Annotated in this window: 15 protein-coding genes; 9 read left to right on the top strand and 6 right to left on the bottom strand. The window is 63.8% G+C overall.

From position 1 onward, the window contains the following. Positions 1–115: 115 nt before the first annotated feature. The 5 genes from dnaN to gyrB all read left to right on the top strand — a co-directional run bounded on the left by dnaN (position 116) and on the right by gyrB (position 5,939). Positions 116–1,234 carry a DNA polymerase III subunit beta gene (gene dnaN / locus ACSR1C_RS00475; RefSeq protein ID WP_460257358.1) on the top strand — a complete coding sequence of 373 codons (1,119 nt, stop codon included), beginning with the start codon at positions 116–118 and terminating at the stop codon, positions 1,232–1,234. Positions 1,235–1,282: 48 nt separating this feature from the next. Then, positions 1,283–2,398 carry a DNA replication/repair protein RecF gene (gene recF / locus ACSR1C_RS00470; RefSeq protein WP_460257357.1) on the top strand — a complete coding sequence of 372 codons (1,116 nt, stop codon included), beginning with the start codon at positions 1,283–1,285 and terminating at the stop codon, positions 2,396–2,398. Further along, positions 2,395–2,826, top strand: a complete 432-nt coding sequence (locus ACSR1C_RS00465; protein WP_460257356.1) for a VOC family protein — start codon at positions 2,395–2,397, stop codon at positions 2,824–2,826. Before recF ends, ACSR1C_RS00465 begins: the two co-directional genes overlap by 4 nt. Continuing rightward, positions 2,823–3,443, top strand: coding sequence for a LysE family translocator (locus ACSR1C_RS00460; RefSeq protein ID WP_460257355.1), 621 nt, complete (start codon positions 2,823–2,825; stop codon positions 3,441–3,443). Before ACSR1C_RS00465 ends, ACSR1C_RS00460 begins: the two co-directional genes overlap by 4 nt. A gap of 78 nt (positions 3,444–3,521) precedes the next feature. Continuing rightward, positions 3,522–5,939, top strand: a complete 2,418-nt coding sequence (gene gyrB / locus ACSR1C_RS00455) for a DNA topoisomerase (ATP-hydrolyzing) subunit B (RefSeq protein ID WP_460257354.1) — start codon at positions 3,522–3,524, stop codon at positions 5,937–5,939. A 38-nt stretch (positions 5,940–5,977) separates the two neighbouring features. On the opposite strand, the gene ACSR1C_RS00450 is transcribed toward gyrB, so the two are convergent. The 3 genes from ACSR1C_RS00450 to dapD form a co-directional block, all read right to left on the bottom strand. Beyond that, positions 5,978–6,334, bottom strand: a complete 357-nt coding sequence (locus tag ACSR1C_RS00450; protein ID WP_460257353.1) for a hypothetical protein — start codon at positions 6,332–6,334, stop codon at positions 5,978–5,980. Between the two features lie 59 nt (positions 6,335–6,393). Next, complete coding sequence (locus tag ACSR1C_RS00445) at positions 6,394–7,098, bottom strand: DUF421 domain-containing protein (protein ID WP_460257352.1); 705 nt, start codon at positions 7,096–7,098, stop codon at positions 6,394–6,396. 61 nt (positions 7,099–7,159) lie between these two features. Beyond that, positions 7,160–7,987: a 2,3,4,5-tetrahydropyridine-2,6-dicarboxylate N-succinyltransferase gene (dapD, locus tag ACSR1C_RS00440; protein WP_460257351.1), complete on the bottom strand. Its 828-nt coding sequence runs from the start codon at positions 7,985–7,987 to the stop codon at positions 7,160–7,162. Between the two features lie 99 nt (positions 7,988–8,086). On the opposite strand from dapD, the gene ACSR1C_RS00435 reads away from it, so the two are divergent. After that, positions 8,087–8,899 (top strand): LOG family protein, encoded by an 813-nt coding sequence (locus ACSR1C_RS00435; protein WP_460257350.1) that lies wholly within the window; start codon positions 8,087–8,089, stop codon positions 8,897–8,899. Positions 8,900–8,958: 59 nt separating this feature from the next. Here the strand turns inward: ACSR1C_RS00435 and rlmN are convergent, their stop codons facing one another. Beyond that, the gene (rlmN, locus tag ACSR1C_RS00430) at positions 8,959–10,128 is read right to left on the bottom strand and encodes a dual-specificity RNA methyltransferase RlmN (protein ID WP_460257349.1); all 1,170 of its coding nucleotides are present in this window, start codon (positions 10,126–10,128) and stop codon (positions 8,959–8,961) included. Between the two features lie 74 nt (positions 10,129–10,202). Continuing rightward, positions 10,203–10,739, bottom strand: coding sequence for an invasion associated locus B family protein (locus ACSR1C_RS00425; protein ID WP_460257348.1), 537 nt, complete (start codon positions 10,737–10,739; stop codon positions 10,203–10,205). A gap of 178 nt (positions 10,740–10,917) precedes the next feature. Between ACSR1C_RS00425 and ACSR1C_RS00420 the strand changes: the two genes are divergently transcribed. Continuing rightward, positions 10,918–11,916, top strand: coding sequence for an asparaginase (locus tag ACSR1C_RS00420; protein WP_460257347.1), 999 nt, complete (start codon positions 10,918–10,920; stop codon positions 11,914–11,916). 7 nt (positions 11,917–11,923) lie between these two features. Here the strand turns inward: ACSR1C_RS00420 and serB are convergent, their stop codons facing one another. Continuing rightward, the gene (gene serB / locus ACSR1C_RS00415) at positions 11,924–12,799 is read right to left on the bottom strand and encodes a phosphoserine phosphatase SerB (protein WP_460257346.1); all 876 of its coding nucleotides are present in this window, start codon (positions 12,797–12,799) and stop codon (positions 11,924–11,926) included. Between the two features lie 157 nt (positions 12,800–12,956). Here serB and ACSR1C_RS00410 point away from each other — a divergent pair, with 157 nt between their 5' ends. Together ACSR1C_RS00410 and serA are read left to right on the top strand one after the other, a co-directional pair. Next, positions 12,957–14,099 carry a phosphoserine transaminase gene (locus ACSR1C_RS00410; protein WP_460257345.1) on the top strand — a complete coding sequence of 381 codons (1,143 nt, stop codon included), beginning with the start codon at positions 12,957–12,959 and terminating at the stop codon, positions 14,097–14,099. A gap of 98 nt (positions 14,100–14,197) precedes the next feature. Then, on the top strand, positions 14,198–15,793 hold the full coding sequence (serA, locus tag ACSR1C_RS00405; RefSeq protein ID WP_460257344.1) for a phosphoglycerate dehydrogenase: 1,596 nt from the start codon (positions 14,198–14,200) through the stop codon (positions 15,791–15,793). Positions 15,794–15,805 lie beyond the last annotated feature (12 nt).

Below are 15,805 nucleotides of genomic sequence, written 5' to 3'. Positions count from 1 at the left end.
ACGGGGGCGTTGCGCCCTTGACGCCCCCGTTAAACCATCCGACAAATCAAAAAATGCTTGAGCCGCAGGGGGAAACAGTTAGTTTCGGCCCCCCGGCATCATGAGGAGCGAGGGTATGAAATTCAGCATCGAACGCGGGACGCTTCTGAAGGCGGTCGGCCAGGCGCAATCGGTTGTTGAGCGGCGCAACACGATCCCGATCCTCGCCAATGTTCTGATCGAGGCCGAGGGCGGATCGGTCAGTTTCCGGGCCACCGATCTGGACATCGAAGTGGTCGACAAGGCCGTGGCCCAGGTCGAACGCGCCGGTGCCACCACCGTATCGGCCGTCACCTTGCATGAAATCGTGCGCAAACTGCCTGACGGCGCCTTGGTCAGCCTCGGCGACGATGGCACATCCGGCCGCTTGACGGTCGAGGCCGGGCGCTCGAACTTTTCGCTGGCAACGCTGCCGCGGGAAGATTTCCCAGTCATGGCCTCGTCGGAATACAGTTGCAACTTTTCGGTGCCCGCGCCGGTGCTGCGGCGGCTGTTCGACAAGTCGAAATTCGCGATCTCGACCGAAGAGACGCGCTATTACCTGAACGGCGTTTACATGCACGTGGCAGATGGCGACGGCGGCAAGGTGCTGCGCTGCGTGGCGACCGATGGCCACCGTCTGGCCCGCATCGACGCACCGCTGCCCGAGGGCGCGGAAACCATGCCCGGCGTGATCGTGCCGCGCAAGACCGTGGGCGAGATGCGCAAGCTGCTGGACGATGACGATGTGACCATCGCGGTGTCGGTGTCGGAGACCAAGGTGCGTTTCGCCACGCCCGAAATCACCCTGACCTCAAAAGTGATCGACGGCACCTTCCCCGATTACACCCGCGTCATTCCGCAGGGCAACACCCGCAAGATGGAGGTGGACGCCGCCGAATTCGCCAAGGCGGTGGACCGCGTGGCCACCGTGTCGTCGGAACGGTCGCGCGCGGTAAAGCTGGCGCTGGACGAGGACCGGCTGATCTTGTCGGTCAACGCCCCCGACGCGGGCGCTGCCGAGGAAGAGCTGGCCGTGGCCTATGGCGACGAGCGGCTGGAGATCGGGTTCAACGCGAAATACCTGCTGGAGATCGCCAGCCAGGTGGATCGCGAGAATGCGGTGTTCCTGTTCAACTCTGCCGGGGATCCGACCCTGATGCGCGAGGGCAACGATACCTCGGCGGTTTATGTCGTCATGCCGATGCGCGTTTAACTTTCTTGCCTCCGGCGGGGATATTTGCGCGAAAAAGAAGGGCCGCACATGGCTGGCCTGTGCTTGTCAGAACTGAGCCTTTCGCATTTCCGCTCGCATAAATCGGTGCGGCTGGATCTGGATGGCCGCCCGGTGGCGGTTTACGGGCCGAATGGCGCGGGCAAGACCAATATCCTGGAGGCGATTTCGCTGCTTTCGCCGGGGCGCGGGCTGCGCCGGGCCGGGGCGGAAGAGATCGCCCGCAGGCCCGAGGCGCTGGGCTGGAAAGTGTCCGGCCTGCTGCGCAGCTTGCATCAGGTGCACGAGGTCGAGACCTGGGCCGAAGGCGGCGCCCCCCGCACGGTTCGGATTGATGGCAAATCGGCGGCGCAGGTCGCGCTGGGGCGGATCGCGCGGGTTCTGTGGCTGGTGCCCGCGATGGACCGGCTGTGGATCGAAGGGGCCGAAGGGCGGCGGCGGTTTCTGGACCGGATGACCCTGAGCTTCGAGCCGAGCCATGGCGAGGTGACGCTGACCTATGAAAAGGCGATGCGCGAACGCAACCGGCTGTTGAAGGATCAGCAGCGGGACGCGACGTGGTACGGCGCGCTGGAGGCGCAGATGGCCAGGGCCGGCGCGCTCATCCAGCGCAACCGGCTGTCGGCGCTGGACCGGATCGCGGTCGCGCAGGAAGGTGCGCAGACCGCGTTTCCCACCGCGCATCTAACCCTTGCGGGCCCCGAGGGACGCATGATCCCCGACACCGAACAAGGGCTGGCGGCAGAGTTTGCCGGGGGCCGCGCGCGCGATCTGAATGCCGGGCGCACCCTGGCCGGGCCGCACCGCGCCGATCTGGACGCGGTCTTTGCCGCCAAAGGCGTGCCCGCGCGCCAGTGTTCCACGGGCGAGCAGAAGGCGCTGCTGATTTCGCTGATCCTGGCCAATGGCCGCGCGCTGGCGCAGGATTTCGGCGCACCGCCCCTGTTGCTGCTGGATGAGGTCGCCGCGCATCTGGACGCCACCCGCCGCGCTGCGCTGTATGACGAGATATGCGCGCTGGGCGCCCAGGCGTTCATGACCGGCACCGGCGCGGAACTGTTCGACACGCTGGGCGATCGCGCGCAGTATTTCGAGGTAACCGACCATGACGGCATCAGCCGGATAGAGGAAAGGTCAGCACCATGACCCCGCAGCGCGTGACCCTGATCACCCTTGGCGTAGACGACCTGACCCGCGCGAAGGCATTTTATGCGGCCCTTGGCTGGCAGCCCACGCAGGCCCAGGAAGGTGTGGTATTCTATCAGATCAACGGCATGGTGCTGGGACTTTTCGGCCGCGCCGCGCTGGCCGCCGATCAGGGCCGCCCCGATGCCCTACTGGGGACGGGCGCGGTGACGCTGGCGCAGAACTTTGCCAGCGCGGATGAGGTGGACGCGGCCTTTGCCACGGCGCTGGCCGCCGGGGCGACGGCATTGAAGGCGCCGGAAAAGGTCTTCTGGGGTGGCTATTCCGGCTATTTCGCCGATCCCGACGGCCATGTGTGGGAACTGGCCCATAATCCGTTCTGGCCCCTGAATGACGATGGCAGCCTGACCCTGCCCACCGCGCCATGAGCATATCCAACACCGATCTGCTGCTTTATGCGGGCGCGATGGTGATCATGTTCTTCACCCCCGGTCCGGTCTGGATGGCGCTGACGGCGCGGGCGCTGTCGGGCGGGTTTCGCGCCGCCTGGCCACTGGCGCTGGGCGTGGTGATCGGCGATGCGCTTTGGCCGCTTCTGGCGATACTTGGCGTCAGTTGGGTCGTTTCGGTTTTCGATGGGTTCATGGCGGTGCTGCGTATGGCGGCGGCGGCGATCTTTCTGGTGATGGGGGTGCTTTTGATCCGCCACGCGGACAAGTCCATCGCCAGCGACAGCCGCCTGACCCGCCCCGGCATGTGGGCGGGTTTCGCGGCCGGGGTGGCGGTTATTCTGGGCAACCCCAAGGCGATCCTGTTCTACATGGGGGTGTTGCCGGGCTTCTTCGACCTGACGCGGGTGACAGGCCCGGACATGGCCGCAATTGTCGCGATTTCGATGGTCGTTCCCTTGTTGGGGAACCTGATGTTCGCCCTGTTCGTGGACCGCGCCCGGCGCGTTCTGACCTCGTCCCGGGCACTGAGACGCACCAATATCACGGCAGGCTGTTTGTTGATTCTGGTGGGGTTGGTGATTCCCTTCACCTGACACCAAATCTTGTGTGTCGTGCGTGACATCCCCCCCAGAATTTCGTATAAGATGACAAAAATACGAAGGAAGGCTTGCATGGCCGAAAACGCCCCCGCGACCGAAGAATACGGCGCAGAATCTATCAAAGTTCTCAAAGGCTTGGAGGCAGTTCGCAAACGCCCCGGCATGTATATCGGGGACACGGACGATGGCTCTGGCCTGCACCATATGGTGTATGAGGTCGTCGATAACGGTATCGACGAGGCGCTGGCCGGTCACGCCGACGCGGTGAACGTGAAAATCTACGCCGACGGCAGCGTCTCGGTCAGCGACAACGGGCGCGGCATTCCCGTCGGCATCCACGAGGAAGAGGGCGTCTCGGCGGCTGAGGTCATCATGACCCAGCTGCATGCGGGCGGAAAATTCGACAGCAATTCCTATAAGGTCTCGGGCGGTCTGCACGGGGTCGGCGTTTCGGTTGTGAACGCGCTGTCGGACTGGCTGGAGCTGCGGGTCTGGCGCGACGGCAAGGAGCATTTCGCCCGGTTCGAGCATGGCGATACGGTAGAACACCTGCGGGTGGTCGGCGATGCCAATGGCCGCAAGGGCACCGAGGTGCGCTTTCTTGCATCGCTCGATACATTCTCGAACCGTGATTTCGTGTTCAAGACGCTGGAGCATCGCCTGCGCGAGCTGGCCTTCCTGAACTCGGGCGTGCGGATCATTCTGGAGGATGAGCGCCCGGTCGAGCCGTTGAAAACCGAGCTGTTCTATGAGGGCGGCGTGCAGGAATTCGTCCGCTATCTGGACCGGTCCAAGACCCCGGTCATGCCCGATCCGATCTTCATGACCGGCGAAAAAGACGGTATCGGCGTCGAGGTCGCGATGTGGTGGAACGACAGCTACCATGAAAACGTGTTGCCCTTCACCAACAACATCCCGCAGCGCGACGGCGGCACCCATCTGGCGGGCTTTCGCGGCGCGCTGACCCGGACGATCAACAATTACGCCCAGACCAGCGGTATCGCCAAGAAGGAAAAGGTCAACTTCACCGGCGATGACGCGCGCGAGGGGTTGACCTGCGTTCTGTCGGTCAAGGTGCCCGATCCCAAGTTCAGCAGTCAGACCAAGGACAAGCTGGTCAGTTCTGAAGTGCGGCCCGCGGTCGAGGGACTGGTGAACGAAAAGCTGGCCGAATGGTTCGAGGAAAACCCGACCCAGGCGCGCCAGATCGTCGGCAAGATCGTAGAGGCCGCGCTGGCCCGCGAGGCCGCCCGCAAGGCGCGTGAACTGACCCGGCGCAAGACGGCGATGGACGTGGCCAGCCTGCCCGGCAAGCTGGCCGATTGCCAGGAAAAGGATCCCGCCCTGTCCGAACTGTTCCTGGTCGAGGGCGACAGCGCCGGCGGTTCGGCCAAACAGGGCCGGTCGCGCAACAATCAGGCGGTTCTGCCCCTGCGCGGTAAGATCCTGAACGTGGAACGCGCACGCTTTGACCGGATGCTGAGCAGCCAGGAGATCGGGACCCTGATCACCGCGCTCGGCACCGGCATCGGCCGTGACGAATTCAACATCAAAAAGCTGCGCTACCACAAGATCGTCATCATGACCGATGCCGACGTGGACGGCGCGCATATCCGCACCCTGTTGCTGACCTTCTTCTTCCGGCAAATGCCGGAACTGATCGAGGGGGGATACCTCTATATCGCGCAGCCGCCGCTTTATAAGGTCAGCCGTGGCCGGTCCGAGGTGTACCTGAAGGATCAGGCCGCGCTAGAGGATTATCTGGTCCAGATGGGGGTCGAGGGTGCGGTGCTGCGCCTTGCCAATGGCGAGGAAATCGCCGGGGCCGATCTGGCCCGCGTGGTCGAGGGCGCGCGCGCCTTCCGCCGTGTGCTGGAGGCATTCCCGACCCATTATCCGCGCCACATTCTGGAACAGGCTGCACTGGCGGGGGCCTTCGATCCGGGCCGCGCCGACAGCGACCTGCAACAGGTCGCCGATACGGTGGCCAAGCGCCTTGATCTTGTGGCGGTGGAATACGAGCGCGGCTGGCTGGGCCGCATCACCCAGGATCACGGTATCCGCCTGACCCGCGTGTTGCGCGGGGTCGAAGAGGTTCGCTCGCTCGACGGTGCGGTGCTGCGCTCGGGCGAGGCGCGGCGCCTGTCCGAGGTTTCCAAACCCACGCGCGATCACTACGCCGATCCCGCCAGTCTGGTCCGCAAGGACCGCGAGCAGCTGATCCATGGGCCGACCGAACTGTTGGATGCGATCCTGAGCGAGGGCGAAAAGGGTCTGTCGCTGCAACGCTACAAGGGTCTGGGCGAAATGAACCCCGGTCAGCTGTGGGAAACCACGCTGGACCCCGAGGCGCGCACGCTGTTGCAGGTCCGGGTCGAGGATCTGGCCGATGCCGATGACATCTTCACCAAGCTGATGGGCGATGTGGTCGAACCCCGCCGTGAATTCATCCAGACCAACGCGCTGAGCGTGGCGAACCTGGATTTCTGAGCACAGGGGGATGCGCGCGGCGGTGCGCATCCCCGCCGTCAGTCGGGCGCGTCGCTTTCGCCGTGCTCCTCGCCCTCGAAAAAGGGGGTGAACTGCGCCACGATGACCGAGTTTTCGGCCAGCGCGCGCGCCATCAATTCTTCCTCTTCCGGCTCGATCTCATGACCTTGGGCGCGGCGTTCCGCGGCGGTGCCATAGCCGGTCACATCCAGCGGCGCCAGATCGGCCTGTTTCAGCACGGCGACGGTTTCGCGCACGGCCTCTGCTTCATCCACACCGCTGGCAAAGCACATCAGCGCCGCCCCGGTCGCGCCCTCGGGCAGGCCGTCGCCATCCTTGCGGCCGACCTGCACCACCAGGGTAAAGACCTGCTGCGGACGTTTGGGTTTTTCCATTGCGATGGCTCCTTGCTTTGGCGTTCCGTTCGCATCCCCGCGCGATCTGCGCAACCCCCTTAGCGGCCCGGCTGTTTCGGTTCACACCAGATATCGTGCCCGCAATGGGGGCAATGCAGATTGGGGGCCAGGTCCGGCCCCGCGCAGACCGCCCCGCAATTCGCGCAACAGGCGCATTCGGCGGCCTGTGGGCGGGGCAGCCGGGCAGGCGGTGACAGTTCCATCGGCGGAACGATCCGAAGGCCGGGCCGCGGCTGATCGTATCGAAAGATGCTGAGCCGCCCGCCGGGTTCGAAATAGGCGGCCTCGACCTCGCCCAGGTTGCGCACACCCTCGCGCCGCAGAACTGAGAACACCTCGGCCGCGCCCATGTCGAAGCGGCCGGTTTCGCGATGCAGGACACGGCCAGATTGAACGATCTGCACCGGTCCGCCGTCAAGAAGCTGCTTGGCCGGCGTGAAACGGATGATCGCCTGGTCGATGATCTTGTTGATCAGAACGACGACCGTGATGACGGTCAGCGCATGAAGCAATGGCACCTCGGGATAGAAAGGCGCATCCCCCACCGCAGAGCCAAGCGCGATGACCAGCAGGAACTCCACCATCGACAGCTGGGCCACGCTGCGCCCGCCGATCCAGCGCAGCAGGATCAGGGTGTAGAAATAGACGATGAGCGTTCGGAACAGGATTTCGAGGAAAAACAAAGGCGGCGCATCGCCCAGAAACATCCGGGCGAGATCGAATGGTACGATCGGATCTTGCATGGGGGAAACTCCTGAGTGGCGCCTTTCAATGCATGAAAGGCCACTCAGGTTCCCCAGCGCGTCAGTCGCGCAGCAACTCGTTGATTCCGGTCTTCGAGCGGGTCTTTTCATCCACCCGTTTCACGATCACCGCGCAATAAAGGTTCACACCGTTCTTCGACGGCATCGACCCGGACACGACCACCGAATAGGGCGGCACCTCGCCATACATCACTTCGCCTGTCTCGCGGTCCACGATCTTGGTCGACTGGCCGATGAACACGCCCATGCCCAGCACCGAACCCTCGCGCACGATCACGCCCTCGACCACTTCGGAGCGGGCACCGATGAAACAGTTGTCCTCGATGATCGTGGGGCCGGCCTGCATCGGTTCCAGCACGCCGCCGATGCCGACGCCGCCAGACAGATGCACGCCCTTGCCGATCTGCGCGCAGGATCCGACCGTGGCCCAGGTGTCCACCATCGTGCCTTCGTCCACATAGGCGCCCAGGTTAACGAAGGACGGCATCAGCACCACGCCCGGCGCGATGAAGGCCGATTTGCGGACGATGCAGTTGGGCACCGCGCGGAACCCCGCGGCACGCCACTGATTGTCGCCCCAGCCCTTGAACTTGCTGTCCACCTTGTCCCACCAGGCGCTGCCCTGCGGGCCGCCATCCTGCTGTTCCATGTCCTTCAGCCGGAACCCCAGCAGCACCGCCTTTTTGGTCCACTGGTTGACGTGCCACGACCCATCGGCCTGCTTTTCGGCCACCCGCAGCGTGCCATTGTCCAGCGCGTCCAGCGTGGTTTCGATCGCCTCGCGGGTTTCGCCGGTGGTCGCGGGGGTGATGGTGTCGCGTGCCTCCCAGGCGGATTCGATCGTGGCTTCAAGCAGAGCGTTGGACATGGTGGTTTCCTCAAAACGTGTCTGGCCTCGTTGGGACCGAGGCTATAGACGCAGAAGGACGCATACGCAACGGATCGGATCAGCTGAAAAGGATGCCCCATGACGGAAGAGCATAAAAGGGTATTCCCGGACGCCCATGAAGATGTCGAGCAGATCCGCGAAATTCCGGCGACCCCACAAACACTTTCCCCGGCTTATCAGCTTGCCTTTACCGACGATGATTTCATGCTGCGTGACGAATTGCGCGGTGTGCGGTTGCAGCTGGAACTGCTGAAGCCCGATCTTTTGATGGCCGAGGCCGGGATCATCAGCACGATCGTGCTGTTCGGCGGCGCCCGTATTCCCGAGCCCGCGCAGAAACACACCGCACGCAGTCCGGCCCTGGCCGAGTTGTCGAAATACTATGACGAGGCGCGCGAATTTTCCCGGCTGATGACGTTGAAAAGCGTCCGGAACGGCGGGCTGGAAAACGTCATCATCACCGGTGGCGGCCCCGGCGTGATGGAGGCGGGCAATCGCGGCGCGGCGGATGCGGGCGGCAAATCCATCGGGCTGAACATCGTTTTGCCGCACGAACAGAAGCCGAATTCCTATATCACGCCCGAGCTGTGCTTCAATTTCCACTATTTCGGCATCCGAAAGATGCATTTCCTGATGCGCGCCAACGCGCTGGCGATCTTTCCCGGCGGGTTTGGTACCATGGACGAAATGTTCGAGGCGCTGACCCTGATTCAGACCAAGCGGATGAAGCCGGTGCCGTTCCTGCTGTTCGGTCAGGAGTTCTGGGAAGAAGTCATCAACTGGAAAGCCCTGGCCAGGGCCGGCACCATTTCCGAGGATGATCTGGCCTTGTTCCAATATGTCGAAACCGCGCAGGAGGCGGTCGATATCATCGCGGGGTGGACGGGCTGACGCCTTGACCCAGGAACCGCGGGTTGAGCCATGTATGGCTGTGCCCGGGGAACGGCGCGTTAAAGCCCGGCCTCGGCCTGAATCTCTTTGCGTGATTTGCGCGCCCGTTCGGTGGTCGATTTCAGCTGACCGCAGGCGGCCATGATATCCTCGCCGCGCGGGGTGCGGATCGGGCTGGCATAGCCGGCCTTGTAGACGATATCGGCAAACGCCTCGATCCGGTCCCAGTCTGACCGCTCATAGGGCGCGCCGGGCCATTCGTTGAACGGGATCAGATTGATCTTGGCCGGAATGCCCTGGATCAGCTTGACCAGTCGCCGCGCATCCGCGTCGCTGTCATTCACATCCTTCAGCATCACATATTCAAAGGTGATCCGCTCGGAATTGCTCAGTTTCGGATAGGCGCGCAGCGCCTCCAGCAAGGTGGCGATGTTCCATTTCTTGTTGATCGGCACCAGCTTGTCGCGCACCGCATCGGTGGTGGCGTGAAAGCTGATCGCCAGCAGGCAACCGATTTCCTCGGCTGTGCGGGCGATTTCCGGCACCACGCCCGAGGTGGACAGGGTGATCCGCCGGCGGCTGAGGGAAATGCCTTCGTGATCCATGGCAATCTTCATCGCGTCGCGCACCGCGTCGAAATTATACAGCGGCTCGCCCATGCCCATCAGCACGACATTGCTCAGCAGCCGTGCCTCTTCCTTGGGGCCGCCGCCCGGCTTGGGCCATTCACCCAGATCGTCACGGGCCAGCATGATCTGGCCGACGATTTCACCGGCGGTCAGGTTGCGCACCAGTTTCTGGGTGCCGGTGTGGCAGAACGAACAGGTCAGCGTACAGCCCACCTGGGACGAGATGCACAGCGTTCCGCGCCCGTTATCGGGGATATAGACGGTTTCCACCTCGTGCCCGCCGGCGATCCGCACCAGATACTTGCGGGTGCCATCGGCCGAGACATGCTTCGACACGACCTCGGGCAGCTCGATCACGAAATGCGATTCCAACAGTGCGCGATAGTCCTTCGACAGGTTGGTCATCGCGTCGAAGCTGCGCACACCTTTTTGATAAATCCACTGCCACAGCTGGTTCACCCGCATTTTGGCCTGCTTTTCGGGCGTGCCGGCGGTGACCAGCGCGTCGCGCAACTGATCACGGGTGAGACCCACAAGGTTCACCTTGCCGCCCTCGGGCAGCTTGCGGGGGATGGTCACAACATCCTGGGTAATGGTCATGGCGGCGCGTCTCCGTAGATCAAGTCGCGTTTTCTACAGGATTCGCGCGCGCAAATAAACACCGCGCGCGCGGATCAGCCGCCGCAGTATTTGCTGGCCGATTCCGTAGCCGCCGTGAAGCCTAGAAGCGAGAACGAATCCTTGGTGATCGTCCCGCGCGACGAGTGCCCGGTCAGAACGGCGCTGGAGCCCCGCTTCATCGCGGCCAGGATCTTGGCGTCGTCGGCTTTCGACGCGGGCCAGGCCCATTCGCCATCGGTGAACAACTCATAGGTTTCGTCGCCAACCTCCAGCGTCACGAAGGAGTCGGGCGCAAACGGATACCCGCCGGTAAAGGAAATCTCGCCGCTCACACCGCTTTTCGGACGATAGGTCACGAACAGCAGGATATCGCCACGCCGCACCGCCTTGATCCGACCGCTCGAGTCGGTGTTGACGGTCTCTTTGGGAACCGCAGCGCCCCAGCAATCGGTCGGCGCCTGGGGTGGCTCCGCAAAGACTTCCCAATCCGTCTCGACCGCAACGCGGTTGGTCGATTCCTGCGCATTGGCGCCGATGGCAGCCAGTGCCAGCATGCTGCCGACAATTCCGCGCTTCACCCAAGATGTCATGTCGTTCACAGCCTCCAAGCTGTTTCTTGCCTCTGTCGCCCGCCCACATGGCCGTTAGCCGGACCTTTTCGAGTGGCGCGCCGGTTTTCAACTCGATATGCGAAGACTAACGTAAAACTGCCGATTTTAGAAAGCCCCCATGGCGGAAAATCGCGCATGCGTGAGGAAAGGATCCCCAATGGCAAATGCCGTTCCGATGGTAGAGGTCTGGCGCGGCCCGTTTCAGGAGTCGCTTCATCTGGGCCACGCGGTGATCTGCGATGCGTCGGGCGGGATCGTGCAGGCCTGGGGCGACCCGGATGCGGTGATCCTGCCGCGCTCGTCGACCAAGATGATCCAGGCCCTGCCGCTGCTGGACAGCGGTGCCGCCAATGCCTTCGGGCTGCGCGAGGCGCAGCTTGCGCTGTCTTGCGCGTCGCATCAGGGGGCGCCGATCCATACCGATATGGTGCAGACGTGGCTGGCCGGTCTGGGCCTGACCGGTGACGCCTTCCGCTGCGGGGCAGAGGCACCGCGTGATACGGAAACCAAACACGCGATGATCCGCGCCCATGGTCAGCCCTGCCAGATGCACAACAACTGCTCGGGCAAGCATTCGGGCTTTCTGACGCTGACCAAACACCTGAACGCGGGCCCCGAATATGTCGATCCCGCGCATCCCGTCCAACTGGCGGTGCGCGAAGCGTTCGAGGATGTGACCGGCATGGACAGCCCCGGTTTCGGCATCGACGGCTGCTCGGCCCCCAATTTCGCCACCACGGTGCATGGGCTGGCCCGCGCCATGGCGTTTTTCGCGGGCGCGCAGGAAGACGGCGCAACGGTGCGCGAACGCTCTGCCGCGCGGCTGGCAAAGGCGATGGCCACCTATCCCGAACTGGTCGCGGGCGAGGGACGTGCCTGCACCCTGCTGATGCGCGCGATGGGCGGCAAGGTGGCGGTCAAGACCGGGGCCGAGGCGGTGTTTGTGGCGATTCTGCCCGCGCAGAAGCTGGGTATCGCCCTGAAAATCGCCGATGGTGCCACGCGGGCATCCGAATGCGCCATCGCCGCGCTGCTGGTGAAGTTGGGCGCGCTGGCGGCGGATCATCCGGCCACGCGAACCTTTCTGAATGCGCCTGTGCGCAACTGGCGCGGGATCGAAACCGGATCGATCCGGGTGGCCGCAGGCTTCGCCTGAACCGGTGTCACCCGGCGAAATCGTCGCGGGCATAGCCCTGAATATACAACAGCGCGGTCAGGTCGCCGTGGTTGATGCGGATATCGCATTCGGCCGCGACCGAAGGCTTGGCATGCAGCGCCACGCCCGCCCCGGCCAGCCCCAGCATCCCCAGATCGTTGGCGCCGTCGCCCACCGCCATCACATCGGCCACATCCAGCCCCAGCCGCGCCGAGATGTCCCGTAGCGCGGAAACCTTGGCCTCGCGGCCCAGAATCGGTTCGGCCACGCGGCCGGTCAGCTTGCCATCCGCAATCAGCAACGTGTTGGCGCGGCTTTCGTCGAAACCCAGATCGGCGGCCACCTTGGCCGCGAAATTGGTGAACCCGCCCGACACCAGCACCGCAAAGCCGCCATTGGCCTTCATCGTCGCGATCAGTTCGGCCCCGCCGGGGGTAAAGGTGATACGGGTCGCCAGCACCTTGTCGATCACCGCCGCGTCCAGCCCGGCCAGCAGGCCGACCCGTTCGCGCAGCGCGCCCTCGAAGTCCAGTTCGCCATTCATCGCGCGCGCGGTGATCTCGGCCACGCGCGGACCGATTCCCGCCTCGGCGGCCAGCTCGTCAATGCATTCCTGCTGAATCATGGTGCTGTCCATATCGGCCAGCAGCATCTTCTTGCGCCGCCCTTCGGCGCGCTGCACCACCAGATCGATACCCAGCGCCTGCATCTCGCCCCAAACATCCCACAGGTTGTCCGGCGCGGCCGCCAGCGGGAATTCCGCGGCAATTTCAGGGGCAAGCCAGCGCGCAGCCCCGCCACCCCAGGCATTGCGCAACGCCTCGGTCGTGGTGGTGTCCAGCGCGGGCGCGGCGGGGTTGGTCAGAAGGGTGGCAACAAACATGGGCAGTTTCCGATAGTGAACAGGCGTGTCGCTTTTCAGCGTTCAAGCGGCGCAATAGCGCAGCTTTCCCTCTTGCGCCAGTGGCCCGTCGGACGTATCTGCATCCGCGGGACACCCCTCCCCAACGAGGGGCATATATCTGTAAGGATACCATCCAATGGTAAATGCTACCCCGGCAGCGCGCCCGGCAAATCCGCGCTTTTCCTCCGGCCCCTGCGCCAAGAATCCCACTTTCACCCTCGACAAGCTGTCCGACGCGCCCTTGGGCCGCTCGCACCGCGCCGCCGTGGGCAAGGCCAAGCTGAAAGCGGCGATCGAAACGACGCGCGAGGTGCTGGGCATCCCCGCCGATTACCGCATCGGCATCGTTCCTGCGTCGGATACCGGCGCGATGGAAATGGCGATGTGGTCGCTGCTGGGCCAGCGCCCGGTGGAAATGCTGGCCTGGGAAAGCTTCGGCGCCGGCTGGGTCACCGATGTGGTCAAGCAACTGAAACTCGACGCCACCGTAAAAACCGCCGAATACGGCGAGATTGTCGATCTCGCCGGCGTCGATTTCGACAAGGACGTGGTTTTCACCTGGAACGGCACCACCTCGGGTGTGCGTCTGCCCAATGGCGATGCGATCCCGGCTGACCGTGACGGGCTGACCATCTGCGACGCGACCTCGGCCGCCTTTGCGATGGACCTGCCCTGGGACAAGCTGGATGTGACCACGTTCAGCTGGCAAAAGGTGCTGGGCGGCGAAGCGGCCCACGGCATGCTGGTTCTGAGCCCCCGCGCGGTCGAACGGCTGGAAAGCTATACCCCGGCCTGGCCGCTGCCCAAGATTTTCCGCATGACCAAGGGTGGCAAGTTGATCAAAGGCATCTTTGTGGGCGAGACGATCAACACGCCCTCGATGCTGGCGGTCGAGGATTATCTCGTGGCGCTCGACTGGGCGAAATCCGTGGGCGGGCTGACCGGGATGATCGCCCGCGCCGACGCCAATGCCACCGTGATCGCGGATTTCGTGGACAGCCACGATTGGATCGCGAATCTGGCCGTTGATCCGGCCACGCGCTCGAACACCAGCGTCTGCCTGAAGTTCACCGATGACCGCATCACCGACGGCGCGGCCTTTGCCAAAGCCGTCGCCAAACGGCTGGAGGCCGAAGGCGTGGCGCTGGATATCGGCGCCTACCGCGACGCGCCCGCCGGTCTGCGCATCTGGTGCGGCGGCACGGTGGAAACATCGGACGTTGCGGCACTGATGCCGTGGCTGGACTGGGCGTTCAACGCCGAGATCGCCGCACAGTAATCAAACGCTCATCGCTCCCATCCGGGCGCTCTTCCCGCGAAGAGAAACCGGAGGGACCAATGAGCGCCCCCTTTCTGCATCCAAAGGAGCCTGAGACCATGGCACCCAAAGTTCTCGTTTCCGACAAGTTGTCCGAGACCGCCGTCCAGATTTTCCGCGATCGTGGCATCGACGTGGATTTCGAACCCAACCTCGGCAAAGACAAGGACGCCCTGCTGGCCAAGATCAAGGATTACGACGGTCTTGCGATCCGCTCGGCCACCAAGGTGACGGCCAAGCTGCTGGAAGCGGCCGACAACCTCAAGGTCGTGGCCCGCGCCGGCATCGGGGTCGACAATGTCGATATCCCCGCCGCGTCGAAAAAGGGCGTGATCGTGATGAACACACCGTTCGGCAACATGATCACCACCGCCGAACACGCCATCGCGATGATGTTCGCCGTGGCCCGCCAGATCCCCGAGGCCAGCGCCTCGACCCATGCGGGCAAGTGGGAAAAGTCGAAATTCATGGGGGTCGAGCTGACCAGCAAGGTGCTGGGCGTGATCGGCGCGGGCAACATCGGCGGCATCGTCTGCGACCGCGCCAACGGGCTGCACATGCGCGTCATCGCCTATGATCCCTTCCTGTCGGAGGAACGCGCCGACAAGCTGGGCGTGACCAAGGTGGAACTGGACGAGCTGCTGGCCAAGTCCGATTTCATCACCCTGCACGTGCCGCTGACCGACAAGACCAAGAACATCCTCAGCAAGGAAAACATCGCCAAGACCAAGAAGGGCGTGCGCATCATCAACTGTGCCCGCGGCGGTCTGGTGGACGAGGCCGCGCTGGCCGAGGCGCTGAAATCGGGCCATGTGGCCGGTGCCGCGCTGGACGTGTTCGCGGTCGAGCCCGCCACCGACAGCCCGCTGTTTGGTCTGCCCAACGTGGTCTGCACCCCACATCTGGGCGCCTCGACCACCGAAGCCCAGGAAAACGTGGCGCTTCAGGTGGCCGAGCAGATGTCCGATTACCTGCTGACCGGCGCCGTGACTAACGCGCTGAACATGCCGTCGGTCACCGCCGAAGAGGCCAAGACCATGGGCCCGTGGATCAAGCTGGCCGAGCATCTGGGCGCCTTCGTGGGCCAGTTGACGGACGAGCCGGTGAAGGCGATCAACATCCTGTACGACGGACACGCCGCAGAGATGAACCTGGACGCGCTGAACTGCGCCGCCATTTCCGGGATCATGAAACCGGCGAACCCGGATGTGAACATGGTATCCGCCCCGATCATCGCCGAAGAGCGCGGCATCAAGATCAGCCGCACCACCCAGCACAAATCCGGCGTGTTCGACGGCTATATCAAACTGACCGTCGTCACCGACGCGCGCGAGCGTTCGATCGCGGGTACGGTGTTCAGCGATGGCAAGCCGCGCTTCATCCAGATCAAGGGCATCAACATTGACGCCGAGATCGGCGAACACATGTTGTATACCACCAACGAAGACGTGCCCGGCATCATCGGCACCCTGGGCGGTATCCTGGGCGAAAACGGCGTGAACATCGCCAACTTCACCCTGGGCCGGACAACCGTGGGCCACAATGCGATTGCGTTGCTCTATGTCGATAACCCGATCCCCGAAGAGGTGCTGGCCAAGCTGCGCGCCACGGGGCTGTTCCAGCAGGTTCGCCCGCTGGAGTTCGAAGTGGCCTGATCCCCCCATTCG

It is taken from the genome of Actibacterium sp. D185-2 (assembly GCF_054954595.1).
The sequence above is the reverse complement of the archived record's forward strand: the minus strand, read 5'-3'. Positions and strand labels throughout refer to the sequence as shown.

Coding starts and splice junctions, on each gene's coding strand:
- dapD (WP_460257351.1), bottom strand. CDS start 7,987: ATGTCCAACGCTCTGCTTGAAGCCACGATCGAATCCGCCTGGGAGGCA.
- recF (WP_460257357.1), top strand. CDS start 1,283: ATGGCTGGCCTGTGCTTGTCAGAACTGAGCCTTTCGCATTTCCGCTCG.
- ACSR1C_RS00420 (WP_460257347.1), top strand. CDS start 10,918: ATGGCAAATGCCGTTCCGATGGTAGAGGTCTGGCGCGGCCCGTTTCAG.
- ACSR1C_RS00450 (WP_460257353.1), bottom strand. CDS start 6,334: ATGGAAAAACCCAAACGTCCGCAGCAGGTCTTTACCCTGGTGGTGCAG.
- dnaN (WP_460257358.1), top strand. CDS start 116: ATGAAATTCAGCATCGAACGCGGGACGCTTCTGAAGGCGGTCGGCCAG.
- rlmN (WP_460257349.1), bottom strand. CDS start 10,128: ATGACCATTACCCAGGATGTTGTGACCATCCCCCGCAAGCTGCCCGAG.
- ACSR1C_RS00410 (WP_460257345.1), top strand. CDS start 12,957: ATGGTAAATGCTACCCCGGCAGCGCGCCCGGCAAATCCGCGCTTTTCC.
- serA (WP_460257344.1), top strand. CDS start 14,198: ATGGCACCCAAAGTTCTCGTTTCCGACAAGTTGTCCGAGACCGCCGTC.
- ACSR1C_RS00435 (WP_460257350.1), top strand. CDS start 8,087: ATGACGGAAGAGCATAAAAGGGTATTCCCGGACGCCCATGAAGATGTC.
- ACSR1C_RS00465 (WP_460257356.1), top strand. CDS start 2,395: ATGACCCCGCAGCGCGTGACCCTGATCACCCTTGGCGTAGACGACCTG.
- ACSR1C_RS00425 (WP_460257348.1), bottom strand. CDS start 10,739: ATGACATCTTGGGTGAAGCGCGGAATTGTCGGCAGCATGCTGGCACTG.
- gyrB (WP_460257354.1), top strand. CDS start 3,522: ATGGCCGAAAACGCCCCCGCGACCGAAGAATACGGCGCAGAATCTATC.
- ACSR1C_RS00460 (WP_460257355.1), top strand. CDS start 2,823: ATGAGCATATCCAACACCGATCTGCTGCTTTATGCGGGCGCGATGGTG.
- ACSR1C_RS00445 (WP_460257352.1), bottom strand. CDS start 7,098: ATGCAAGATCCGATCGTACCATTCGATCTCGCCCGGATGTTTCTGGGC.
- serB (WP_460257346.1), bottom strand. CDS start 12,799: ATGTTTGTTGCCACCCTTCTGACCAACCCCGCCGCGCCCGCGCTGGAC.